Raw genomic sequence first — 23,753 nt, 5'->3', positions numbered from 1 at the left:
ATGGAGCGCGTGGAGTGGGACGAGGCGGTGCTGGCGCTGGGCGGCACACCGGGATCGGCACAGCCGGCCGAGCGCTACGCGGAACCGCACCGGAAGTACCACGACCTGACGCACGTCAGGCAGGTGGTGCGGGACGCCGTGGCCATGACCGAGGGCCGGGACCGCGCGGTGGTCGCGCTGGCGGCGTGGGCGCACGACGTGGTGTACGACGGGCGGCCGGGGGAGGACGAACGGGCCAGCGCGGCGTGGGCACGGGCCACCCTGACCGCCGCCGGGCTCGCCGAGGACGACGTGGCACGGGTGGCGGGGCTCGTGCTCGCGACGGCCGGCCACACGGCCCCGCCGGGCGACCGGGCCGCGCAGGCGCTGCTGGACGCGGACCTGGCGATCCTCGCCGCGCCGCCGGAGGAGTACGAGCGCTACCGGCAGTCGGTGCGGGCCGAGTACGCCCACGTCACCGACGACCAGTGGCGTGCGGGCCGGGCCGCGGTGCTGCGGTCGTTGCTGGCCAAGGACCCGCTGTACCCGCTGGCCCGGCACCGGGAGGCCGCCGCCCGCCGCAACCTCGCCGCCGAACTCGCGGCGTTAGAGGGCTGACGCCACCTCGGCCGGGGACGGCATCGCCGCGATCTCCTTGGCCAGCGCCTGCGCGGTCGCGCGTTCCTGGCATTCGGTGAGCAGGTGACCGACCGCCGACCCGATCGCGCCCGGCGTCTGTTCCCCGTTCGCCAGCGCCCGGCCCGCGCCCGCCCGCTGCACGGCCGCCGCGTTGACGTGCTGGTCGGCGCCCTGCGGCAGGACCAGCTGCGGCAGCCCGGCCGCCGCCGTGCCCAGCATCGTGCCCGCGCCACCGTGGTGCACCACCAGGTCCACGTGCGCGAACACCTCGGCCTGCGGCACGAACCGCGCCAGCCGCACGTTCGACGGCACCTCACCCAGCAACGCGGGGTCGCCCTTCGGCCCGACCGCCACCAGCACGTCCACGTCGTGCGCCGCCGTCTCCAGCACCGCCCGGCGCAGCACATCGACCGCCCCGAACGCGACCGTGCCCAGCGTGACGTACACCGTCCGCCCGGTCGGCGGCGCCCACGACGGCATCGACGGCGCCCACGGCACCGGCCGGATCGCCGTGCGGGTGTCCGGCAGCGGCGCCGGGTTCTGCAGCGCGGCGGGCATCATGTCGAGGTAGCCGCCCGGCATGTCCGGGTCGGCGCCCGCGATCTCGTAGAACCGGCGGAACAGCGGCAGCCACTGCCCGAGGCCGAACGCGACCGCGCGGACCCCGGCCTCCGCCGCGGCGACCGGCGCGGCGATGTCGAACGAATCGTGCACCACCAGGTCGGGCCGCTCCCGCTCGACCACCGCCCGCAGCGCGGGCAGCGCGTGCCGGATGGTCGTCTCCCCGAACATCCACCCCGCGAACTCCGGCCCTGGCTCGAGCCCGGGGTGGTTGCGGAACGTCTCCTGCTCGATGTCGTGCAGCACCACGCCCTCGGCCATCCCGCGCGCGGTCCGGACGGGCAGGGCGTCGAGGAACGGCTCACCCGTCGCCACGACCACGTCGTGCCCGCCGTCGGCGCACGCCAGCGCCAACGGCAGCAACGGGTACAGGTGCCCGTAGGCGGGCAGGCTCGCGAACACGACCTTCACGCCACGATCCTCCCACCGAGGTACACCGCGCGGACGTCGAACAGCGCGGCCGGGTCGGTGAACGGGTCACCGCCGACGACCACCAGGTCCGCGTCGAACCCCGGCGCCAGCCTGCCTTTCCTGCTCGCCAGCCCGCACACCCGGGCCGCCACGGACGTCACGGTCCGCAGCGCGTCGAGCGGGCTCATGCCGAGCTTCAGCAGGTGCCCGATGGCGTGCGGCAGCGTCGGGTGCGGCTTCGGCGGGCCGATGCCCGCGTCCGTGCCCGCGACGACCAGCGCGCCGTCCGCGATCAGCCGGGCCAGGACCGCCTGCAGCTTCGGCAGCCGCGCCAGGACCTGCGGCGGCGGCACCAGGCCCGCGACCGGCACCGTCCCCAGCGTCGCGCCGACCACGACCTGCCGTTCGACGATCGCCGCCAGCAGGTCCGGCCGGTCGTCCACGCCGTCCGCCGACCAGAACGACACGTGCTCCATCCCGTCGACCCCGGCGTCGAGCGCGTCCGCGATCGCGGCGCTGGCGTGCGCGTGCGCGGTGACCGGCAGCCCGTGCTTGTGCGCCTCGTCGACGATCGCGCGCAGCGTCGCGAGCCCGAACTGGGGGACGTGCTGGTGCGTGCCGGGGGTGAGGGTGCCGCCGCTCGCCATGACCTTGACGACGTCGCAGCCGCGTTCCGCCCGTGCCCGCACCGCCGCGCGGACCGCGGTCTCGGTGTCCTCGACCGCGCCGCCGAGGTAGTGGCAGTGCCCGCCCGGCGTGGTGATCGGCGGGCCCGCGGCCACGATCGTGGGCAGGCCGGGCGTGCCGCGCAGGTCGAGGGAGAGGTAGTCGCGGTCGCCGAGGTCGCGGACGGTGGTCACGCCGCACCGCACGGTGGCCATCGCGGCGGCCGCCATCGCGGCCCGCACCTCGTCGGGGGACCTGGCGGCGAGCGCGCCGACCGGGTCGGGGCTCGCGTCGAAGGCGAGGTGGACGTGCGTGTCGATCAGGCCGGGCAGGACCGTCACGTCACCGAGGTCGGTGGTGTCCACGTCGGGCACCGGGACGCCGGCCGCCGCGACGTGGCCGCCGTCCAGGACGACCAGCGGGTCGTCGACGAGTCGTTCGCCGTCGAAGAGCCGCGCGGCCCGCAGCGCGGTGAGCGGCCTGGTGGTGGTCATACCTGGTCCATCGCGAACGGCCCGGGGAACGCGACGCTCCCCGGGCCGTTCGTCCCTTATGGACGCCCGATCAGTCCTGCGCGTAGTCGCGTGCCACGCGCAGTAGTTCCACCAGACCGTCGGCGTACTCCTGGGACTCGGCGTGCGCCTCGGGGAACGGCGGCTGGAAGCCGACGCCCTCCCACTGGCCGGTCGCCGCGTTCCACCGGTCGTTGCCGACCTCGAAGTCCCACGCGAAGATGCCCAGCTCGTAGTACAGCTGGTCCGCCGAGTTGCCCGCGGCCGAGTACAGGACGTCCGCGACCGGGCCGGTGCGCGAGGGCCACGTCACGGTGCCCCGCGACGACGCGATCGCGCCGACGATCCGCTTCGCCGACGCCTGGAACAGCGCCGCCTCCTCGGCCGACGGCCGCGGCAGCGTCACCCGTCCGGGCATCGCGTACGCGCCCGGCGGCCACATGAAGTAACCGCCGTAGCTGTGCACGTTCATCGCGAACCGGATGTTGTCGTGCGCCTTCGCCAGCTCGATGACGTTCGCCGACTCCGCCTCGGACAGCTCACCGGTGCCCGCGAACGTGCCGGACAGGCAGTTCGTCGCGGACGCGCCGGTGTACCCGTCGAACACGGACCCGACCGTGTAGTTCCGGTTGACGTCGACGCCCCACGAGTCGGCGTACCTCGGGTCGCGCTGGACACCGGTGCAGTGGTTGACCATGTTCTTGCGCTGGAAGTTGGCGTCGTTGAACGAGTAGTTCGCGCCGTCCGGGTTGACCACCGGGATCACGAACACCTCGACGTCCTCGAGGAGCTGCCTGGTCGCCGCGTCGGTGGCGTAGTTGGCGAGCAGCCGCTCCGCGAACTCGAGCGTCACCAGCGGGGTGGCCCACTCGCGGGCGTGTTCCTGCGAGTACGCCAGCACGCCCGTGCGGGAACCGTCGCGGTGCACGCCGATCCGCAGCGCCTGCACGGTCCACGGTTTGCGCGACACGGACCCGTCGAGGCCGTCGTCCATCGTGACCGGGCCGGCCACGGGCATGACCTTGCCCGCCGAGCCGTCCTCGACGAACGCCGTGAAGCGCTGCGGGAAGCGGGCCGTGATGAGCGCGGCGACCTGGTCGGTGGTGGAGATGACGGCACCGGTGCGGTCGGTCGCGAGCGACACGGTGAGCACGCGGTCGCGCCACGTCGCCTGCGCGGGCCGGTTCGGCCTGCCCGGGTCGACCGACTTGACCTGCCAGCCGTTCGGGCCCTGGTCGCCGAACTGCTTCGACTCGACGACGACCGCCGCGGTGGCCGGGTCACCGAGGTAGGCGGTGGCGGTGCGGCGGTAGCCCTGCGTCTTGTTCGGCAGGTTCACGACGTCGACCAGGTCCGGGTACTGGCGCCCGAGCCGGGCGACCCTGGCCTTGATGTCGGTCGGCGTCATGTAGGCGTCGATGAAGTCCTTCTGGTAGCCGCTCGGCAGTTCCGGCGGGGTCGCGCCCGGCCACGCGGCAGGCGTGATCGCGCGGGACACGCCGCCGAGGCTGGACGTGGCCGTCACCTTCACCGGCTTCGCGGGCAGCACCTGCGGCTCGGCCACGTGGTACTGGTACTCGCCGGCGTCCTCGAAGCGCTGCAACGGGTACGAGCCCGTGGCGCCGTTCTCGGCGGTCCAGGTGACGGTGATCTCGACGTCCGGGTCGGCGACCGCGGTGGTGGCGACGAGCGTCTGCAGGAACGTGGTGCCGTCGGCGGTCCACCAGTTCGCGGACAGGAAGTGCAGGGTGTCGGCGGCGGCGGTCCGTGCCGCCCGCGCCGTCTGCGCGTACCGGGCGGTGCCGTCGCCGTCGCGCTGGATCACCTGGACGGTCGTGGCGCCGCGTGCGGTGAGCGCGTCGAGCTCGCCCGGGGTGACGACGAGGTCGACGATGAGCTTGCCGGGGCGGGCCGCGATGTCCGCGCCGCTCGCCACGAGTTCGTCGAACATGGACTCCGCGGGTAACTGGACCCGCACGAGCGCGAGTCCCTCCGCGGTGGCGGGAGCCGGGGCCGCGGTGGCCGAGAACCCGGCGGACACAGTGGAAAGGACCAGCACGGCGGCGGTCGCGAGACCCCATCCGCGTCTTGACATGTCGCCTCCCAGACGGGTGGTTGATGCGTGAATCATTCACCACGGGACGCGTCAGTCAAGAGATCGAATCAAAAATACAGTCCTGTCACCGTGTTGGCGTAGGCGCGGACGAGCGGCGGGACGGTGTAGCGGCCGGACCCGTGCTGCGTCACCAGGTGCCGCGCGGCGAGCCGGTCCAGGCCCGGGACCGGGGTCGTGATCTCCGGCTGCGTCAGCACGAGCAGCGCGTCCCTCGGCAGGTCCGCGCACGACAGGTCCAGCGCCGCGCGCAGCCCGACCGTCGGGTCGCCGGCCACGGACAGCTCGGCGAGCACGTCCCCGCCGCGCAGCGCGTCGACGAGGTCGCCCACCGTCTGCTGTGGCCGCGCGGACAGGTTGGCGGCCGCGATGCGCAGCGCCAGCGGCAGGTGGTCGCACAGCCGCGCCAGCTCGCCGAACTCCGCGTCCGCCGGGCCGAGCACCGCCGACAGCAGCTCGACGGCGTCGTCGGGGCGCAGCGGGCCGAGCGCCACCCGGTGCACGCCGTGGGTCGCGACCAGCCCGCGCATGTCGTCGCGGCTGGTGATCAGCACCTCCGACGGCGACTGCCCGGGCAGCAGCGGCCGCACCTGGTCGGGGTCGCGGGCGTTGTCCAGCACGATCAGCATCTCGCGGTCGGCGAGCGTGGTCCGGTAGACCGCGGCCCGCTCGTCCTCGCCGTCGGGCACGGGCACCCCGAGCGCCTGCAGGAACCGGCCGAGCACCTCGGCGGGCGGCAGCGGCGGGCGGCGGTCGAAGCCGCGCAGGTCGGCGTACAGCTGGCCGTCGGGGAACTTCTCGCTCATCGACGCGCCCCAGTGCAGCGCGAGCGCGGTCTTGCCGACCCCGGCGCCGCCGACCACCGCGGTGGTGCCGCCACCCAGCTGCGACAGCTCGGCGGCCCGGCCGACGAACCCGGGCGCCACCGGCAGCTGGCGCGGCACGATCCGCTCGGCGGGCGCGAGGATCCGCTGCTGCAGGCGGCGGAGCTCCACGCCGGGCTCCTCGCCGAGCTCGGTCACCCACAGCTGCCGCACCCGCTGGAACGTCGCGAGCGCCTCCGCCTGCCGCCCGGTGCGGTGCAGCGCGGTCATCAGCTGCCGCCACGGCCGCTCCCGCAGCGGGTGCACCTCGACCTGCTGGATCAGCTCGGCGACCACCGACTCGTGCCGACCGCAGGCCAGCTCGGCCTCGACGGCGTTCTCCCACGCGTCGAGCCACCGCTCGTTGAGCCGCTGCGCCGCGGCGGCGACCAGCTCGGTCGGCGGCACGTCGGACAGCGGGTTCCCCCGCCACAGCCCGATCGCCTGCCGCAGCAGGCCTGCCGCCGTCTCCGGGTCGCCGTCGTGCAGCGCCGCGAGGCCACGCCGGACGAGGTCGTCGAACCGGCCGACGTCGAGCTGGTCCGCGGACACGTCCAGGCGGTACCCGTGCCCGTCGGTGACGAGGACCCGGCCGTGCTCGTCACCGATCGTGCGGCGCAGCCACATCACGTTCTGGTGCACCTGCGTGGTCGCGCTGTCCGGTGGCCGGGTGCCCCACAGCTCGTGCACGAGCTGGTCGACGCGCACGGTCTCACCCGCGCGGATGAGCAGCGCGGCGAGCAGTGCCCGCCGTTTCGTCGACGCGATCGCGGACCAGTCGGTCTCGGCGCTGTCGGTGGACACGGCCAGCTCGAGCGGCCCGAGCAGCCGGAAGCGGAGGTCAGCCGGCATGGCTCTGCACGTTCGCGAGGTGGCCCATGAGCGTGAGCGCGGTGGCGGCGCCCGCGTGGTGCCCGCTGCGTTCGCACGCGGCGAGCGCGTCCTTCGCGTACCGGACCGCCTCGGTGTGCCTGCCCCGGGCGGCGGTGGCGCCCGCGAGCGCGGTCAGCGACCACGCCTCCCGCAGCAGCAGCCCGTGCCGACGGGCGGCGGCGACCGCGTTGCGGGCCCACACCTCACCGGTCGCCGGCTCACCGCTGCGGACGTGCAGCTGCGCGAGGCCCAGCAGCGCGTCGACGCGGCCGGTGACGAAACCGGACGTGGCCGCCGCGGACAGGGCCTCGGTGTAGGCGCGGCGGGCTTCGGCGTACAGGCCGAGACCGCTGAGCGCGTCGCCGAGCACGGTCAGGGAGTCCACCCGCACCTGGTGTTCGCCGCCGTCCCTGGCCAGCGCGAGCGCGCGGGTGGCGTACTCGCGGGCGGTGGTGAACCGGCCCGCGTCGCGGTGGCGGGCCGCGATCGTGCGCAGCACCCCGGCCTGCGCCGCGTCCCACCCGAGGCCCGCGCCCAGCGCCAGGGCCGCGGTGTGCTCGGACATGTCGGTCGGCAGCCCGGCGAGCTGGCGGGCCCACGCGAGCGCGTCGGCCACCACGCACTGGCCGCGGATGTCGCCCAGCTCCGTGTAGATCGCCAGCGCCTGCTCCTGGTGCGTGACGGCCGCCTCGAGCAGGCCCTCGTGCTGCATGGCGAGCCCGATGTTGTGCAGTTCCCGCGCCTCCCCGGCGCGGAACCCGGTGGCGCGGTCGATCGCGAGCGCCTCGGTCAGCACCCGCCTGCCCTCACGGGGCCTGCCCAGCCCGATCTCCGCGCGGCCCGCGCCGTTGAGGGCGGTCGCCTCGCCTTCCCGCCAGCGTGCCTGCCGCGCGTACACCGCGGCCTCCCGGTAGTGGGTGCCCGCGTCGGCGTACCGGCCCTCGCACCACGAGAGCAGCCCGAGCGAGATCGCCATCGCCGCCTGCCCGGCGGCCGAGCCCTCGGCCACCGCGAGCGCGAGCCCGGCCCGTGCCGCCGTGGCCCAGTCGCCGCGGCAGGACCGCATCGAGAAGTAGCCGCGCAGCGCGTCGACGAGCCGCCACCCGCCGACCGCGACGAGGTTCGCGCGTTCCGCGTCGAGCCACGCCACCGCGGCCGCGTGGTCGGCGAACGGCACCGGCTCGGCCGCGACCGGCGGACCGGGCACGCGCGCCATGTGCGGGCTGACGAACGTGGCCGCGTGCAGCGCGGTCGCCAGGTAGTGGTCGGCGAGCCGTCGCCGGGCCGCCGGGTCGGCGGGCGCCAGCTCGACCGCGTACCTGCGCAGCAGGTCGTGGCAGGTGAACCGGCCGCGGCCGGCGGGCTCGACCATGTGCGCGGCGGCGAGCCGGTCGAGCACGGCCGCCGCGGCGGGCACCGGCAGCCCGGCGAGCGCGGCGACGGCGTGTGCCGTGAACTCGCGGCCCGGGGTGAGGCCCAGCAGCCGGAACACGTGCCGGGCGGCCTCGGGCAACGCCCGGTAGGAGGCGGCGAACGCGGCGCGGACCGCGGCGTTGCGGTGTGCGAACCCGTCGAGGTCGCCCGAGCGCAACGCCTCGACCAGCGCCGACACGGGGGTGCGGGCGGCGAGCTTGCGTGCCGCGATCCGCAGCGCGAGCGGCAGGTGCCCGCACAGCGCGGCCAGCTCCGCCACGTCCGCGTCGGCGCCACCGAGCAGCGCGACCGCGGCGGCGGGTTCGAGGACGGGCAGGCGCAGCAGGTGCGCCCCGTGGGTCGCGGCGAGCCCGCGCAGGTCGTCGCGACTGGTCACCACGACCATCGTGGGCGACGGCCCGGGCAGCAGCGGCCGCACCTGTGCGGCGTCCCGCGCGTTGTCGAGCACGACGAGCACCCGGCCGCCCGCGAGCCGCGACCGGTAGAGCGCGGCCCGGCTGTCCTCGTCGTCGGGGATCGCGTCGGCGGGGACGCCGAGGGCCTGCAGGAAGGTGGCGAGCACGGCGCCGGGTTCGGCGGGGGAGCCGGGGCCGTAGCCCTTGAGGTCGGCGTAGAGCCTGCCGTCGGGGAACCCGTCCCGGCCGGCCCAGTGCCGCACGAGCGCGGTCTTGCCGATCCCGGCGGGCCCGGTGACGGCGGCGATGACCGGGCCTTGTCCTGTCTCCGTCTCGGCGAGCGCGTCCAGCGCGGTCAGCTCCGCGGCGCGCCCCACCAGCTTCGGCACCTTCGGCACGAGGTGCGGGCGCGGTCTTCGCAGGTCGTCGTAGAGGAGGCGCAGCTCAGGGCCGGGTTCGATGCCACTGTGGTCGACGAGGATCGTGCGCAGGCGCCGGTAGGCGGCGATGGCCTCGTCGCGGCGGCCAGCCCCGTCGAGGGCGAGCATCAGTTGTCGCCACGGTCGCTCCCGCAGGGGGTGGGCGTCGACGTGGCGTTCGATCTCCTCGACCAGGCCGGTGTGCCTGCCGAGCGCCAGCTCGGCCTCGACACGGGCCTCCCAGGTGATGTGCCGCAGCTCGGTCAGCCGCCGCCGGATGCCGTTCACCAGCGGCGAGGCGGGCACGTCGGCCAGCACGGGCCCGCGCCACATGGCGAGCGCGCCACCCAGCAGCTCCGCCGCGTGCTCGACGTCGCCGTGCTCGAGCGCGTCCCGGCCGCGTGCCGAACGCTGCGCGAACACCCGCGTGTCGATGTCCCCCTCACCGACGACGAGCCGGTACCCAGGGCCCGCGGTGACCAGGGACTGCGCGTGGGTCTCACCGAGCATGCGGCGGATGCGCAGCACGTAGCCGTGGATCTGGGTGGGCGCGCTCCTTGGCGGGCGGTCGCCCCAGAGTTCGAACAGCAGCTGGTCGATGCTCAGCACATCGCCTGCGCGGATCAGCAGCGCCGCGAGCAGCGCCCGGGGCTTGGCGGCGCCCAGTGGTTGCCAGTGGGCACCGTCGTACGCGGCGATGTTGCCCAGCATGCGGTAGCGCACGGCCCCACCTCCCCTCACCCTTTCTGACACCTGAGCACGCCGTGAGGTTGCTTCCGACCATAAGGTCTAGTCCAAGACCGGCTTGGTCGGACAGTGTTTTCCGGTGGTGGCCCTGAGTTGTCCACAGGTGGGGTGGTTGTCCACAGGTGGGGTGGTTGTCCACAGGCTGCGGCTGTGTCCGTGGTTTTGTCGGTGGGCACCGGTAGACTGGACAGCGGGGTGCCCCCGGGAGTGGTGGGGGCTGTCCGTACGTACTGGGGCCGCGGTTTTCTTTCGGTTTTCGCAGGTCAGTGCCGCTGTGGCGGTTTGTGTGCCCCGGGCGTGGTGGTGTGCCTTGCCTGGGTTTTCCCTCCGGGGGGGTCCTCGCCGGACGGGCTGGTCTCCGGGATGGCAGGGGGTTTGGGCACGGGGCTGGTTTGGCAAGGACTGGTGTTCGTTGTCTGCCTGCCATCCCGTCGACCTCCCGGAGGGCTATCACACCGCGTCAAGGGGGCCCGGCGGCTTTGGGAACGTGGTGCTTTGGGCTTCGGGCCCCCTTGACACGGTGTGATCGGGCTTCGCCAGGTCGACGGGATGGCAGGCAGGCAGTCCTTGTGTGTGGGCTTGCGCCCGGCTTGGGCTTGCCCGTCGGTGCGGCTTGTGGCTGTTGTGGGCCGGGTGCCTCGTCTGGCTTTCGTGTCCTGAAAGGCGCGTTCAGGACAGTGCCGATGTGGCGGTCCGTGTGTCCGGGCTTGGTGGTTGGCCTTGTTGTGGGTTTTCCCTCCGGGGGCCTCGCCGGACGGGCTGGTCTCCGGGATGGCAGGCAGGCAGTCCTTTGTTGGGCTTGCGCCCGGGGCTTGGGCTTGCCCGTCGGTGCCCGCTTGGGGCTGTTGTGGGCCGGGTGCTCCGCCTGGCTTTCGTGTCCTGAAAGGCGCGTTCAGGACAGGCGTGATGTCTGAACGCGCCTTTCAGGACGGGGCCAAGCCGGGCTCACGGGCGGGCCGCTACCTGCGGCGCAGGGAGGCGTCCGCCAGTGCGGGTGGGGTGTAGTAGCTGTCCGCGCGGTTGAGGTCGGTGCCCGGGGGCACGATCTCGTCGATGCGGTCCAGCACGTCCGCCGTCAGCACCGTGTCCGCGCCCGCCAGCAGTGACTCCAGCTGGTCCATCGTCCGCGGGCCGATGATCACCGACGTCACCGCCGGGTGGGACAGCACGAAGCCGACCGCCAGGTGGGGCAGGGTGAGGCCCGCGTCCGCGGCCAGCTTCGACAGTTCGCCCACCGCCGCCAGCTTCGCCGCGTTCTCCGGGCGCGCCGGGTCGAACTTGTGCGACTCGATCGCGACCCGGCTGCTGTCGCTCGTCGTCACGTCCGTTGCCCGCGTGTACTTGCCCGACAGCCAGCCCGCCGACAGCGGGCCCCACGTCAGGACGCCCATCCCGTACTTCTGGGCGGTGGGGAGCACCGCCGCCTCGACGCTGCGGGCGAGGATCGAGTACGGCGGCTGTTCCGTGCGGAACCGCACGTGGCCGCGCTTCTCCGACACCCACTGCGCCTCGACGATCTGCTCCGCCGGGAACGTCGAGCTGCCCACCGCCAGCACCTTGCCCGACCGGACGAGGTCGGTGAGCGCGGCGAGGGTCTCGTCGATGTCCGTGGCCGGGTCCGGACGGTGTACCTGGTACAGGTCGATGTGGTCGGTGCCGAGCCGCCGCAGGCTGTTCTCCACCTCGCGGACGATCCACCGCCGCGAGTTGCCCGCGTGGTTGGCGTCCGGGCCCATGGACCCGTGCACCTTCGTGGCCAGCACGACGTCGTCGCGGCGGCCCTTCAGCGCCTTGCCGACGATCTCCTCCGACTCGCCGTCCGAGTAGATGTCGGCGGTGTCGACGAAGTTGATGCCGGCGTCGAGCGCGCGGTGGATGATCCGGACGCTCTCGTCGTGGTCGGGGTTGCCGATCTTGCCGAACATCATCGCGCCGAGGGCGTACTGGCTCACCGAGATGCCCGTGCCCCCGAGAGTCCTGCGCTTCATGAAATCTCCTCCTGTCCTACGACCTCCACCTTCCGGGCCGCGGGACAGGGCCGCCAGGCACCCTTCAACCTGGGCCTGGCAGAACCACCTTGCGGGATACTGGTGGGCATGGGACAGGTTGAGGACCAGATCACGCCCTTCCTGAAGGCCCGCCGCGCCGCGCTCGACCCGGCCGCGCTCGGCCTGCCGAACGGAGTCGCGCGCAGGAGGGTCCGCGGCCTGCGTCGTGAGGAGGTCGCGCAGCTCGCGGGCATCAGCGTCGACTACTACACGCGCATCGAGCAGGGCCGCGCGCCGGCGATCTCCGACGCCGTCCTCGACGCCATCGCCCGTGCGCTGCGGCTCACCGCGGCCGAGCACACCTACCTGCGCAACATCACGCTGCCCAGCCACCGCAACGCGGGCGGCGCGTGCGCGAACGCCGACCGGCCCTCGGTGCGGCCGCAGATCCTGGAGCTGCTCCAGGCCATGGACGACACCGTGCCCGCGATGGTCTACGGGCCGGGCATGGACATCCTGGCGTGGAACCGGCTCGCGAACCGCCTCACCTTCGACTTCGAGACGTTGCCCGCCGCTGACCTGAACGCGGCGCGGCTGGTGTTCCTGCGGCCGGAGTCCCGCGAGTTCTACCCGGACTGGGAGGAGATCGCGAGCGAACTGGTGTCCGCGCTGCGGGCCGAGGTCGGGCACTTCCCCGACCACGGCAGGCCGCACCAGGTGATGTGCGAGCTGCGGGACGCGAGCGCCGACTTCCGCCGGTTCTGGGACGCGCAGGACGTGCTGGACCGCGACCACGGCGTCAAACGCATCCGCAACCCGGAGGTCGGTGAGCTCGTCGTCACGTTCGAGGCGTTCACCGTCCCCAATGCACCCGACCAGCGGCTGTGCACCTACACGGCGGCGAAGGGTTCGGAAACGGAACGCAAACTCCGTGCGCTGGCAACGAAAATCGCCGTTCTGACCTGACGCGGGAACAAAGTCGGCACGCGCGGAGTTGCACCCGACCATGGAACAGGCCACTCTGCGTCCTTCTGGGGAGCGACCCCCAGACCCCCGGTCCCGTCCGTCTACCTTGGACCGTTCGGAGCAGTCGGCAGAGTCGCCAACTGGAGCCGCGAGACTGAAGGTCATCCTCGTTCTCGGCGCGCTCATCGCTCTCGGTCCCCTGACCATCGACATGTACCTGCCCGCACTGCCCGCGCTCGGCGCCGACCTCATGGCGTCGGAGTCGGCGGTGCAACTGACGCTCACCGGCACACTCGTCGGCCTCGGGCTCGGGCAGCTGGTGATCGGCCCGCTGTCCGACGCGGTCGGCAGGCGCAAGCCGCTCATCGCGGGCACGGCGGTGCACATCGCCGCGTCGCTGCTCGTGCTGATCGCACCGAACGTGGTCGTGCTCGGCCTGCTGCGGACGCTCCAGGGTGTCGGAGCCGCGGCGGCCATGGTGGTCGCGATGGCCGTCGTCCGTGACCTGTTCACGGGCCGCGCGGCGGCGACCATCCTGTCCCGGCTGATGCTCGTGATGGGCGCGGCGCCGATCCTCGCGCCGTCGATCGGCGCCGGGATCCTGCTGTCCGGTTCGTGGCGCGGCGTGTTCGCCGTGCTGGCGGCGCTCGGGGTGGCGCTGCTGCTGGTCGCGATCTTCCTGCTGAAGGAGACGCTGCCGCCGGAGCGCAGGCGCACCGGCTCGCTGCGGCCCGTGCTGTCGACGTACCGGATGCTCGTCACCGACAAGCAGTTCGTCGTGCTCGCGCTGGTCGCGGCGCTCGGCATGTCCGCGCTGTTCTCCTACGTGTCCGGCTCGTCGTTCGTGCTGCAGGACACGTTCGGGCTGTCCCAGCAGGAGTTCGGGCTGGTGTTCGCGATCGGCGCGGTCGCGCTGATCGGGGCGTCGCAGCTGAACGTGGTGCTGCTGAACCGCTGGTCGGCGCAGCAGATCGTGTTCGGCGCGCTGGCCGCCGCACTCGCCTTCGGTGCCGTGCTGGTCGTGTTCGCGGCGTCCGGTTTCGGCGGTCTGCCCGGGTTCCTGGTGCCGCTGCTGCTCCTGCTCGGCGCGGTCGGCTTCGTGCTCCCGAACGCCCCGGCGCTGGCCCTGTCCCGCCACGGCGAGGCGGCGGGCACCGCGGCCGCACTGCTGGGTGCGGCGCAGTTCGGGCTGGGCGCGCTGATCGCCCCGGTCGTCGGCGTGCTGGGCAACGACGGCCCGGCCATGGCACTGACCATGACCGGCGGCGTGCTGATCGCGTGGCTCGCCCTGGCGGCGACCATGGTCCGGCAGCGCGCGCTCGCCGTCGCCTAGCTGAACATCCGCGCAGGCGCCGCACCCAGACCGGGTGCGGCGCCTGCCGCTGTCTTCGGCCGGGTCGCCTGGCGGAGGAACGCGTGGTGTGGCCGGACGGAGCTGTGCGTGCCTGATGTGCTGGTTAAGGTGGGTGCATGCCAGAAGGCGACACCGTCTACGCCACGGCCCACCGGCTGACCGAGGCGCTGGGCGGTGTCACCCTCACCCGTGCCGACCTCCGCCACCCCCGGTTGTCCACTGTGGACCTCACGGGGCGGGTGTTCGACCGCGCGGTGTCCGTGGGCAAGCATCTCTTCCTGCGGTTCGGCGGGGACGTGAGCCTGCACTGCCACCTCGGCATGGACGGCTCCTGGCGGGTCTACACCGGCCGCCCGCAGATCAACTTCCAGACGCGGGCGGTGCTGGGGATCCCCGGGAAGACGGCCGTCGGCAAACTGCTGCTCGAGATGGCGCTGGTGGCCACCCGGGACGAGCACCGGCTGGTCGACCACCTCGGGCCCGACCTGCTCGATCCCGCCTGGTCCGACGAACTGAAGGCCGAGGCGGTGCGCAGGCTGACGGCCGATCCGGCGCGCCCGCTCGGGGAGGCGCTGCTGGACCAGACGGTCATGGCCGGCGTCGGCAACGTCTTCAAGGTCGAGCTGTGCTTCCTGCTCGGTGTCACGCCGTGGACGCCGGTGTCCGAAGTGGACGCCGACAAGGTCGTGCGGTGGGCGCGGAAACTCCTGCTGCGCAACGCGTTGAACCCCGTCCGCAACACGACCGGCGACCCGCGTCGCGGCCGGTCGCTCTGGGTGTACGGGCGGCTCCGGCAGGGGTGCCTGCGGTGCGGCGGCCCGGTCGTCCACACGCCGGGCGAGCGCGTCAGCTACCACTGCCCCCGCTGCCAGACCGGGCCGTCCTAGCCCGGAACAGCACCACGCCGCCGTCGCCCTCCGGCACGAACTCCTCGTGCTCGACGACGAGACCCGCGTCCGTGAGCCACCGTCGGTTGGTGTCGGCGTCCGCGTGGCTCCACCACATCGGGGCGCCACCGCCGAGCCAGTTGTCGTCGACACCCGTCCACGCGCCGTGACCCATGGTCGCCAGGAACCAGCCGCCGGGGCGGAGCCAGCGGGCGATCCGCGCCAGGAGCGGCGGCTGCTCGGCCAGCGGCAGGTGGATGAACATGTAGAACGACAGGACCGCGTCGACGGAACCCGCCGGGAAGTCGACCTCCGTCGCGTCCGCGCACACGAACCGGGCGCCCGGGACCAGGTCACGGGCGCGCCGGACCTGCACCTCGCTGAAGTCGACACCCGTCACGTCGTGGCCCGCCGCCGACAGGACCTCGGCCGTCGGCAGGCCGCAGCCGCAGCCCAGGTCCACCACCGTGCTGCCCGGCGTGAGCCTGCCGAGCAGGTCGGCGAGCCACGGCCGGTACTTGGTGCCCGTCGGGTAGGCGTCCTGGTAGACGCGGGACAGCACGTCGTACCCGTGGCGGACGATGTCCTTCACGTCAGAGATTCTTCAGGCCCGCCGCGATCCGGTAAAGGAGATCCATCGACGGCTTGTCCGCGGCCGACTCGTGGACGTGCAGCAGGCCCAGGTCGACGACGTCCGCGATCAGCACGCGGGCCGCGCCCAGGGGCAGGCGCAGGTGGGCGGACACCTCGGCGGTCGAGTGCGGGGTCAGGCACAGGTCGCAGATGGCGCGCAGGTCGTCACGCAGCGCGTGGCGTTCGCGTTCGTGCGTCAGCGCCGTCGACAGCAGGGTCTCCAGTTCCAGCCGGTAGCCGACATGGGTGCGGCCGCCGGTCCTCGTGTACGGGCGCACCAGCTGCCGGGGGCTGCTCGCCTCCATCGACAGCGGCTCCGGCTCCTTCGGATCGGCCCACGGGCCCGCGTCGGCAAGCGGGGACACCAGGTCGGGTTCCGGTGCCGGGGTCGGCGGCGGGGCGAGGGGGAGCAGCTTCTTCGGCTTCTTGTCGCGGCGGCCGAGCGACCTGCGGCCCGCCGGGACCGCGGAGCGGGGTCCGATCGGCAGTACCGCGGGGGTGGGTGGTGCGAGGGTCCCGCTCACCGAGCCGTCCGGCTCCGGCTCCGGGGATGGCGGTTTCGGGCGGAAGTCGTTCGCTTCCCAGTCCTGGTAACTGCCCCAGCCGCCGTAGTACAAGCCTGCTCACCACCACTGGTCGGCCTAGGTCGGGCCGGATATTACGTCGATTTCACATCGCGCGGCAAGAGGCCGGACGGGCGGCTCCTGCGGTAAACCAGGTGTTGACTTGATGTGGCTAAACCAGGTAAACACAACGATACACAGATGAAACGGTGGTAAATCCACATGTACGCAGAAGAGCGTCAGCAGCACATCGTGGACCGGGCCCGCCGCGAAGGGCGGGTCGACGTCGCCGACCTGGCCGCTGAGCTGGCGGTCACCGGCGAGACGATCCGGCGCGACCTCTCCGTGCTCGAGCGCCACGGGCTGCTCCGCCGCGTGCACGGCGGCGCCATCCCCGTCGAGCGGCTCGGCTTCGAGCCCGCCCTCGCCGCCCGCGACGCCGTCCTGGGCGCCGAGAAGGACCGGATCGCGAAGGCCGCGCTCGCCGAGGTCCCCGAGGAGGGCTCGATCCTCCTCGACGCGGGCACCACCACCGCCCGGCTCGCCGAGATCCTGCCCGTCGACCGGCAGCTCACGATCCTCACGAACGCGCTGCCCATCGCGCTCTCGCTCGCGGGCCGCACGAACTTCAACGTCCTGTTCATCGGCGGCCGCGTCCGCTCCCGCACGCTGGCCTGCGTCGACCCGTGGGCGCTGGAGGCCCTCGCGCAGTCCTATGTGGACGTCGCGTTCATCGCCACCAACGGCATGTCCGTCCAGCGCGGCCTCACCACGCCCGACCAGGCGGAAGCCGCCGTGAAGAAGGCCATGGTCGGCGCGGCGCGCCGCACGGTGCTGCTCGCCGACCACACGAAGCTGTCCTCCGACCACCTCTCGCGCTTCGCCGAGCTGTCGGACATCGACCTGTTCATCACCGACAGCGGGATGGACCCCCAGCTGGCCGCGGAGATCGAAGGGCAGGGACCGAGGGTGATCCGCGCATGATCCTCACGCTCACGTTGAACCCCAGCCTGGACCGCACCATCGAGGTCCCGGAACTGGTTCGCGGTGCGCTGGTCCGGGCGAGCGGGACCCGCCTCGACCCGGGCGGCAAGGGCGTCAACGTCGCCCGCGCCCTCGCCGCGCACAAGCTGCCGACCTGCGCCGTCGTGCCCCGCGGCGGGCCGGAGGGCAGGCAGCTCTGCGAACTCCTGGAGGAGGAGGGCATCGACGTGTGCGCGGTGCCGGTCACCGGCCACACCCGGTCCAACGTGAGCGTCGTCGAACCGGACGGCGAGGTCACCAAGATCAACGAGCCGGGCGGCGAGCTGGGGCAGGACGACCTGGAACGCATCGTCAAGGCGGTGCTGGACACCGCCGCCACCGCCGACTGGGTGGTGGCGAGCGGCAGCCTGCCGCCGGGGGTCCCGGACACGTTCTACCGCGACCTCGGCGCACGGCTCACCGAACGCGGCATCCGGTTCGTCGTGGACACCTCCGGGCCCGCGCTCACCGCGGCGCTCGGCGCCGGGCCCGCGCTGGTGAAGCCGAACCGGGAAGAGCTGGCCGAGTCGGTCGGCTTCGAGATCGCCACGCTGGGCGACGCGGTGCGGGCCGCGCAGGTCCTGCGTGACAAGGGGGCGGAGACGGTGCTCGCCAGCCTCGGCGCCGACGGGGCGGTGCTGGTGGACGAGCAGGGGGTGCGTTACGGCGAGTCGCCCGTCGACCGCGGCCGCAGTGCGGTCGGTGCGGGCGACGCGATGCTCGCCGGGTATCTGGCCGGCGGGGTGGCCGGCAGGGATGCCCTCGTCGAGGCGCTGTCGTGGGGTGCGGCCGCGGTCCGGTTACCGGGCAGCCGGATGCCGGGCCCCGGGGATGTGGACCGGGACTCCGTGCTGGTCCACGCCTCGATCGACCTTTCGGAGAAACTGGAGCGGATTCAATGACGACTGACGTCTCCCAGCTGAAGAACTTACAGGGCAACGGGATCCGCGCCCGGGTCCAGCGGTTCGGCGGCAACCTGGCGGGCATGATCATGCCCAACATCGGCGCGTTCATCGCGTGGGGCCTGATCACCGCGATGTTCATCCCGACCGGCTGGCTGCCGAACGAGACGCTGGCCCAGCTGGTCGACCCCATGATCAAGTTCCTGCTGCCGCTGCTGATCGGCTACACCGGTGGCCGGATGGTGCACGGCCAGCGCGGCGCGGTGGTCGGCGCGATCGCCACCATGGGCGTGATCGTCGGCGCCGACGTGCCGATGTTCCTCGGCGCCATGATCATCGGCCCGCTCGCGGCGCTGCTGATGAAGTGGTTCGACCGCGCGATCGAGGGCAAGGTCAGGTCCGGCTTCGAGATGCTGGTCAACAACTTCTCGGCCGGCATCCTCGGTGGCCTGATGGCGCTGCTCGGCCTGATCGGCATCGGCCCGGTCGTCGAGGCGCTCACCACCGCGGCCAGCAAGGCCGTCGACTTCCTCGTCGACAACAGCCTGCTGCCGCTGGTGTCGATCATCGTCGAACCGGCGAAGGCGCTGTTCCTCAACAACGCCATCAACCACGGCGTGTTCGGCCCGCTCGGCGTCGAGCAGGCGCGGGAAGCGGGCCAGTCGATCCTGTTCATGATCGAGACCAACCCCGGACCCGGCCTCGGCGTGCTGCTCGCGTTCTGGTTCTTCGGCCCGCGCAAGACCCGGCCGAGCGCGCCCGGCGCGATCATCATCCACTTCTTCGGCGGCATCCACGAGATCTACTTCCCGTACCTGCTGATGAAGCCGAAGCTGATCCTGGCCGCGATCGCCGGCGGCATGGCCGGTGTCGGCACCGCACTGGTCACCAACTCCGGGCTGGTCGCGCCGCCCGCGCCGGGCAGCATCTTCGCCTACATGGCGGTCACGCCACGCGGTGGTCACCTGAGCGTCCTGCTCTGCATCGCCGTCGCCACGGTCGTCTCGTTCGTCGTCGCCGCCGCGCTGATGAAGTTCGGCCACGGCGCGGACACCGAGGAAGAAGCCGTCGCCGCCCCGGCCCCTGAACCGTCGGCGGCCGCCGCCCCGGCCGCCGACGCCCCGTCCGCCAACGGCGCCGTGGCGACCAAGCCCGTCATCCTGGGCAGCGAGGTGACCAGCATCGTCGTCGCCTGCGACGCCGGCATGGGCTCGTCGGTGATGCTGGCGTCCCAGATGCGCACGCGGCTCAAGCCGTACGGCGTGACCGTGGAACACGTGGCGGTCAACGACATCCCCGCCGGGGCACGGCTCGTGCTCACCCACGCCGACCTCGCCGACCGGGCCCGCTCGACCGTGCCGCACGCGGTGGTCGTGGAGTTCCGGATGTTCCTCGGCGACCCGGCGTTCGACCGGCTCGAGAACGCGATCAAGGAAGGCGGCGAGATCCGTGGCTGACTCATCGGTCCTCCCGAAGGAGGGCATCCGCCTCGGCCTGACGGCCGCCGACAAGTGGGACGCGATCCGCCAGTGCGGCGCGGTGCTCACCGAGCTGGGCGCGGTCGAGGACGGCTACCCGGACACCATGCTGGAGCGCGAGAAGTCCGTGTCGACGTTCATCGGCGAGGGCGTCGCGATCCCGCACGGCACCGACGAGAGCCGCGCGCTGGTGCGCCGCACGACGCTCGGGGTGCTGCAGTTCCCCGACGGCGTGGACTGGGACGGCCAGACCGTCACCATCTGCGTGGCCATCGCGGCGAAGGGCGACGAGCACGTGACCGTGCTGTCCGCGCTTGCGCAGATCCTCATGGACCCCGCGCAGGCCGAGCAGCTGCGCACCTCCGCGAGCGTCGACGCGGTCCACGACCTGCTCGAATCGATAGGGAAGGACCTGTAACCCATGAAGGTGGCGCGTTTCTACGCCCCCGGTGACATCCGCCTCGAGGAGGCGCCCGAGCCGGGCCCCGGCCCGGACGAGGTGAAGATCGCGGTGCAGCAGTGCTCGACCTGCGGCACCGACGTGAAGATCTTCAACCACGGTCACCACCACCTGGTGCCGCCGCGCGTGATCGGCCACGAGATCGCGGGCGAGGTCGTCGAGGTCGGCTCGGCCGTGTCCGGCTGGGCGCCCGGCGACCGGGTGCAGGTCATCGCGGCCGTCCCCTGTGGTCAGTGCACCGAGTGCCGGGACGGCCGGATGCAGGTCTGCCCCAACCAGACCTCGGTCGGCTACCACTACGACGGCGGGTTTGCCGAGTACCTGGTCGTGCCGCGGCAGGTGCTTGCGGTCGACGGGCTCAACCGGATCCCCGACGGCGTGGACTTCGCGGAGGCGTCGGTCGCCGAACCGCTCGCGTGCGTGCTGAACGGGCAGGAGCTCGCGAAGGTCGGCCCCGGCGACGACGTGGTCGTGGTCGGCGCCGGGCCCATCGGCTGCCTGCACGTGCGGCTCGCGCGGGCCCGCGGCGCCAACCGGGTGTTCCTGGTGGAGCTGAACCGGGCGCGCCTGGACATGTCCGCGGAGAAGGTGCACCCGGACGCGGCGATCTGCTCGGCCGAGGTGGACGCGGTCGACGAGGTGAAGAAGCTGACCGACGGCCGCGGCGTCGACGTGGTGATCACCGCGGCCGCGTCCGGCGCCGCGCAGGAGGACGCGCTGCAGATGGCCGCGCGCAGCGGCCGGATCAGCTTCTTCGGCGGCCTGCCCAAGGACAAGCCGACGATCACGCTGGACTCGAACCTGGTGCACTACCGCGAGCTGACCATCGTGGGCGCCAACGGTTCCAGCCCCGCGCACAACAAGAAGGCCCTCGAACTGATCGCGTCCGGCCAGGTGCCGGTCGCCGACCTGATCACGCACCGCCTGCGGTTGTCCGAACTGCACGACGCCATCGAGCTGGTGTCGTCCGGTTCGGCGATCAAGGTGACCATCCAGCCGTAGTAGTTGTTGTCGCAGGGCCCGTCGAGGAGGACGCATGCCCACGAGGGACGTTGTTGTCGGGTCACGGATCGGCCTGCACGGCAGGCCGGCGGCGATCGTCGTGAAGACCGCGCAGGCCCAGCCGGTGACGGTGCGGATCGGCACGGCCGCGAAGCCGCCGGTCGACGCGCGCAGCATCATCGCGGTGCTGTCGCTCGGCGCGCACGGCGGTGACACGGTCACCATCTCCGCGGACGGCGAGGGCGCCGACGCCGCGCTGGCGGCGATGGCCGAGATCCTGGAGCAGGATCTCGATGCCTGAGCAGTTGCACGGCCATCTCCACGGTCTCGGCGTCAGCCCTGGCCGCACGGCGGGCCCCGTCCACGCGATGGGTGCCCCGCCGGTCCTGCCCGCGGACGTGCCCGCGCCGGGGCCCGACGAGGCGGAGCGGGCGGCGAAGGCGCTCCAGTTCGTGGCGACCTCGCTCGACGAGCTGGCCGCGCGGGTGACCGGTCCGGCGGCGGAGGTCCTCGCCACGCAGGCGATGATGGCCGCCGACATGACCCTCGCCGACGCGGTCGCCGCGAAGGTCGCCGCGGGCAGGCCCGCCGCGTGGGCGATCACGGACGCGATCGCCGACCAGCAGGCCACGTTCGCCGAGCTGGGCGGCTACTTCGCCGAGCGCTCGGCCGACCTCGCGGACCTGCGGGACCGCGCGGTCGCGTGGCTGCTCGACGTGCCGATGCCGGGCCTGCCCCGGCCCGGGGTGCCGTACGTGCTGGTCGCCGACGACCTGTCGCCGGCGGACACGGCGCTGCTGGACGACTCGGTCCGCGCGATCGTCACCCGCCGCGGCGGCCCGACGAGCCACACCGCGATCCTGGCGCGTGCCAGGGGACTGCCCGCGGTCGTCGGCTGCGCCGGCATCCTCGACGTGACCGACGGGACGACCGTCTCGGTCGACGGCACGACCGGCGCGGTCGCGGTCGTGACGCCGTCGGAGGCGGCCGAGATCGTCGCCGCGGGACAGGCGGAACGCGCGCGGAACGCGGCGCTGACCGGTCCCGGCCGCACGGCCGACGGGGTCGCCGTGCCGCTGCTGCAGAACGTCGGCGGCGCGGCCGACCTCGCGCCCGACGGCGAGGGCGTCGGGCTGTTCCGCACGGAGTTCCTGTTCCTCGGCCGGACGACGGCCCCACCGGTCGCCGAGCAGGAGACGGCGTACCGGGAGCTGTTCGAGGCCGCGGGGGACAACAAGGTGGTGCTGCGGACGCTGGACGCGGGCGCGGACAAGCCGCTGCCGTTCCTCGGCCTCGCGGAGGAGGACAACCCGGCGCTGGGCGTGCGCGGCCTGCGCACGTCCCGGGTCGACCCGTCGGTGCTGGCCGAGCAGCTCGAGGCGGTGTCCCGCGCGGCGAGCGCCACGACGGCCGACGTGTGGGTGATGGCGCCCATGGTCGCGACCGCTTCGGAGGCCGAGGAGTTCGCGGCCGCCGTCCACAAGGCGGGCCTGCGGACGGCCGGGGTGATGATCGAGGTGCCCGCGGCGGCGTTGAAGGCCAGGCAGATCCTGGCCGCCGTGGACTTCGTGTCCATCGGCACCAACGACCTGAGCCAGTACACGATGGCCGCCGACCGCATGAACGGCGAGCTGGCGGACCTCCTCGACCCGTGGCAGCCCGCGGTGCTGGAGCTGGTGGCGCTGGTCGCGTCCGCCGGGCAGGAACTCGGCAAGCCGGTCGGCGTCTGCGGTGAGGCGGCGAGCGACCCGTTGCTGGCGTGCGTGTTCGTCGGCATGGGCGTGACGACGCTGTCGATGTCGGCGCCGTCGGTGCCCGCCGTGCGGGCGGCACTGGCCACCCGCACGACGGACGACTGCAAGCGCCTGGCCGGGCTGGCCCTGTCAGCCCCGACCGCCGAAGCCGCCCGCAAGGCGGTCGCGGAGGAACGCGTGCAGTGACGTGGCCGGGCGGCCGAGCAGCTCCTCCAGCGCGGGATCGGTGACGGCGAACTCGCCGCGCCGGGACGCGCGGAACATGCCGAGCAGCATGGTCGCCCGGTCCGCGGGCGAGCCCTGCGCAACCAGACCCGCCACCCACTCGTCGTCGTCCACGACGACCCGGCGGACCGTCCGGCCGCTGAGCTCGCCGAGGACCGCCGCGACTCCGTCGAGGTCGGTCACCTCGGGCGCGGTGAGCGGCGGGGTCGGCCCGTCGAACCGGCCCTCGTCGGTGAGGACGCGGGCGGCCGCCTCGGCGAGGTCGACGTGCGCGGTCCACGACACGGGCCCGTCGGCCGGGGCGACCAGCTCACCGGTCTCCAGTGCCCGGCCGAACAGGAGCGGGATGGTGTCGGCGTAGTAGCCGTTGCGCAGCGACGTGAACGGCGTGCCCAGCCCCGCCAGGTAGGACTCGGTGGCGGCGTGGTCGACCATGGGCGCGAACAGCGAGCCGTCGGCCGCGCCCTGGTGGCTCGTGTAGAGGACGCGCTTGGCCCCGGCGGCGTAGGCGGCGTCGACCGCGGCGGTGTGCTGCGCGACCTTCTCCGGTCCGATCGCGTTCACCGAGACCAGCAGCACCTGCGTGGCGCCCTCGAACGCGTGGGCCAGCGTGTCCGGAGCCGCGAAGTCGCCCTGCCGCACCCGGACCCCGCGCGCGGCCAGGTGCCCGGCCTTCTCGGGCGCGCGCACGCTCACCCCGACCTGCGCCGCGGGCACCCGCTCCAGCAACCGCTCGACGACCAGTGCCCCGAGCTTCCCGGTGGCCCCACTGACGACGATCATGCTTCACCTCGTGATATCGATGGAATCACTTCGACGCTAACACTGGAAATACGTCGATAGCAA

Annotated in this window: 20 protein-coding genes; 11 read left to right on the top strand and 9 right to left on the bottom strand. The window is 73.1% G+C overall.

The annotated features are described in order from the left end of the window. Positions 1-9: 9 nt before the first annotated feature. The gene (locus ACYQ77_RS29760; protein ID WP_459717041.1) at positions 10-597 is read left to right on the top strand and encodes an HD domain-containing protein; all 588 of its coding nucleotides are present in this window, start codon (positions 10-12) and stop codon (positions 595-597) included. Here ACYQ77_RS29760 and ACYQ77_RS29755 read toward each other — a convergent pair. The 6 genes from ACYQ77_RS29755 to ACYQ77_RS29730 form a co-directional block, all read right to left on the bottom strand. Beyond that, positions 586-1,650 carry a glycosyltransferase gene (locus ACYQ77_RS29755; RefSeq protein WP_459716955.1) on the bottom strand — a complete coding sequence of 355 codons (1,065 nt, stop codon included), beginning with the start codon at positions 1,648-1,650 and terminating at the stop codon, positions 586-588. The two genes, ACYQ77_RS29760 and ACYQ77_RS29755, sit on opposite strands and share 12 nt — an antisense overlap. Beyond that, entirely contained in the window at positions 1,647-2,810 is a 1,164-nt protein-coding gene (locus ACYQ77_RS29750; RefSeq protein WP_459716954.1) for an amidohydrolase family protein, read from the bottom strand. The genes ACYQ77_RS29755 and ACYQ77_RS29750 overlap by 4 nt, the downstream gene beginning before the upstream one ends. A gap of 70 nt (positions 2,811-2,880) precedes the next feature. Beyond that, a complete protein-coding gene (locus ACYQ77_RS29745) occupies positions 2,881-4,923 on the bottom strand; it encodes a M14 family zinc carboxypeptidase (protein ID WP_459716952.1) in 2,043 nt (680 codons plus the stop codon). A gap of 68 nt (positions 4,924-4,991) precedes the next feature. Further along, the gene (locus ACYQ77_RS29740; protein WP_459716950.1) at positions 4,992-6,656 is read right to left on the bottom strand and encodes an AfsR/SARP family transcriptional regulator; all 1,665 of its coding nucleotides are present in this window, start codon (positions 6,654-6,656) and stop codon (positions 4,992-4,994) included. Then, on the bottom strand, positions 6,646-9,648 hold the full coding sequence (locus tag ACYQ77_RS29735; RefSeq protein WP_459716948.1) for an AfsR/SARP family transcriptional regulator: 3,003 nt from the start codon (positions 9,646-9,648) through the stop codon (positions 6,646-6,648). The genes ACYQ77_RS29740 and ACYQ77_RS29735 overlap by 11 nt, the downstream gene beginning before the upstream one ends. 983 nt (positions 9,649-10,631) lie before the next feature. After that, positions 10,632-11,660 carry an aldo/keto reductase gene (locus ACYQ77_RS29730; RefSeq protein ID WP_459716946.1) on the bottom strand — a complete coding sequence of 343 codons (1,029 nt, stop codon included), beginning with the start codon at positions 11,658-11,660 and terminating at the stop codon, positions 10,632-10,634. Between the two features lie 108 nt (positions 11,661-11,768). Here ACYQ77_RS29730 and ACYQ77_RS29725 point away from each other — a divergent pair, with 108 nt between their 5' ends. The 3 genes from ACYQ77_RS29725 (at position 11,769) to ACYQ77_RS29715 (ending at position 14,867) form a co-directional block, all read left to right on the top strand. Then, complete coding sequence (locus ACYQ77_RS29725) at positions 11,769-12,626, top strand: helix-turn-helix transcriptional regulator (protein WP_459716944.1); 858 nt, start codon at positions 11,769-11,771, stop codon at positions 12,624-12,626. 211 nt (positions 12,627-12,837) lie between these two features. Continuing rightward, complete coding sequence (locus ACYQ77_RS29720) at positions 12,838-13,959, top strand: Bcr/CflA family efflux MFS transporter (RefSeq protein ID WP_459716942.1); 1,122 nt, start codon at positions 12,838-12,840, stop codon at positions 13,957-13,959. 137 nt (positions 13,960-14,096) lie between these two features. Further along, positions 14,097-14,867, top strand: a complete 771-nt coding sequence (locus tag ACYQ77_RS29715; protein WP_459716941.1) for a DNA-formamidopyrimidine glycosylase family protein — start codon at positions 14,097-14,099, stop codon at positions 14,865-14,867. Here the strand turns inward: ACYQ77_RS29715 and ACYQ77_RS29710 are convergent. After that, a complete protein-coding gene (locus ACYQ77_RS29710; protein WP_459716939.1) occupies positions 14,827-15,459 on the bottom strand; it encodes a class I SAM-dependent methyltransferase in 633 nt (210 codons plus the stop codon). The two genes, ACYQ77_RS29715 and ACYQ77_RS29710, sit on opposite strands and share 41 nt — an antisense overlap. Before the next feature lies 1 nt (position 15,460). Further along, positions 15,461-16,117 carry a DUF742 domain-containing protein gene (locus tag ACYQ77_RS29705; RefSeq protein ID WP_459716937.1) on the bottom strand — a complete coding sequence of 219 codons (657 nt, stop codon included), beginning with the start codon at positions 16,115-16,117 and terminating at the stop codon, positions 15,461-15,463. Positions 16,118-16,285: 168 nt separating this feature from the next. Here ACYQ77_RS29705 and ACYQ77_RS29700 point away from each other — a divergent pair, with 168 nt between their 5' ends. From ACYQ77_RS29700 to ptsP, 7 genes are read left to right on the top strand one after another with little or no spacing between them, the layout of a single operon-like run. Continuing rightward, positions 16,286-17,047: a DeoR/GlpR family DNA-binding transcription regulator gene (locus ACYQ77_RS29700; protein ID WP_459716936.1), complete on the top strand. Its 762-nt coding sequence runs from the start codon at positions 16,286-16,288 to the stop codon at positions 17,045-17,047. Continuing rightward, complete coding sequence (gene pfkB, locus ACYQ77_RS29695) at positions 17,044-17,988, top strand: 1-phosphofructokinase (protein WP_459716934.1); 945 nt, start codon at positions 17,044-17,046, stop codon at positions 17,986-17,988. The genes ACYQ77_RS29700 and pfkB overlap by 4 nt, the downstream gene beginning before the upstream one ends. Then, the gene (locus tag ACYQ77_RS29690; RefSeq protein WP_459716932.1) at positions 17,985-19,445 is read left to right on the top strand and encodes a PTS mannitol transporter subunit IICB; all 1,461 of its coding nucleotides are present in this window, start codon (positions 17,985-17,987) and stop codon (positions 19,443-19,445) included. The genes pfkB and ACYQ77_RS29690 overlap by 4 nt, the downstream gene beginning before the upstream one ends. Continuing rightward, the gene (locus tag ACYQ77_RS29685) at positions 19,438-19,884 is read left to right on the top strand and encodes a PTS sugar transporter subunit IIA (RefSeq protein WP_459716931.1); all 447 of its coding nucleotides are present in this window, start codon (positions 19,438-19,440) and stop codon (positions 19,882-19,884) included. Before ACYQ77_RS29690 ends, ACYQ77_RS29685 begins: the two co-directional genes overlap by 8 nt. Positions 19,885-19,887: 3 nt before the next feature. After that, complete coding sequence (locus ACYQ77_RS29680) at positions 19,888-20,928, top strand: zinc-dependent dehydrogenase (protein ID WP_459716929.1); 1,041 nt, start codon at positions 19,888-19,890, stop codon at positions 20,926-20,928. Between the two features lie 34 nt (positions 20,929-20,962). After that, positions 20,963-21,229, top strand: coding sequence for an HPr family phosphocarrier protein (locus ACYQ77_RS29675; protein ID WP_459716928.1), 267 nt, complete (start codon positions 20,963-20,965; stop codon positions 21,227-21,229). Beyond that, positions 21,222-22,868: a phosphoenolpyruvate--protein phosphotransferase gene (gene ptsP / locus ACYQ77_RS29670; RefSeq protein WP_459716927.1), complete on the top strand. Its 1,647-nt coding sequence runs from the start codon at positions 21,222-21,224 to the stop codon at positions 22,866-22,868. The genes ACYQ77_RS29675 and ptsP overlap by 8 nt, the downstream gene beginning before the upstream one ends. On the opposite strand, the gene ACYQ77_RS29665 is transcribed toward ptsP, so the two are convergent. Then, positions 22,812-23,690, bottom strand: a complete 879-nt coding sequence (locus tag ACYQ77_RS29665; RefSeq protein ID WP_459716925.1) for an NAD(P)H-binding protein — start codon at positions 23,688-23,690, stop codon at positions 22,812-22,814. The genes ptsP and ACYQ77_RS29665 overlap by 57 nt on opposite strands. Positions 23,691-23,753 lie beyond the last annotated feature (63 nt).

The organism is Actinophytocola sp. KF-1 (assembly GCF_054661535.1).
The sequence above is the reverse complement of the archived record's forward strand: the minus strand, read 5'-3'. Positions and strand labels throughout refer to the sequence as shown.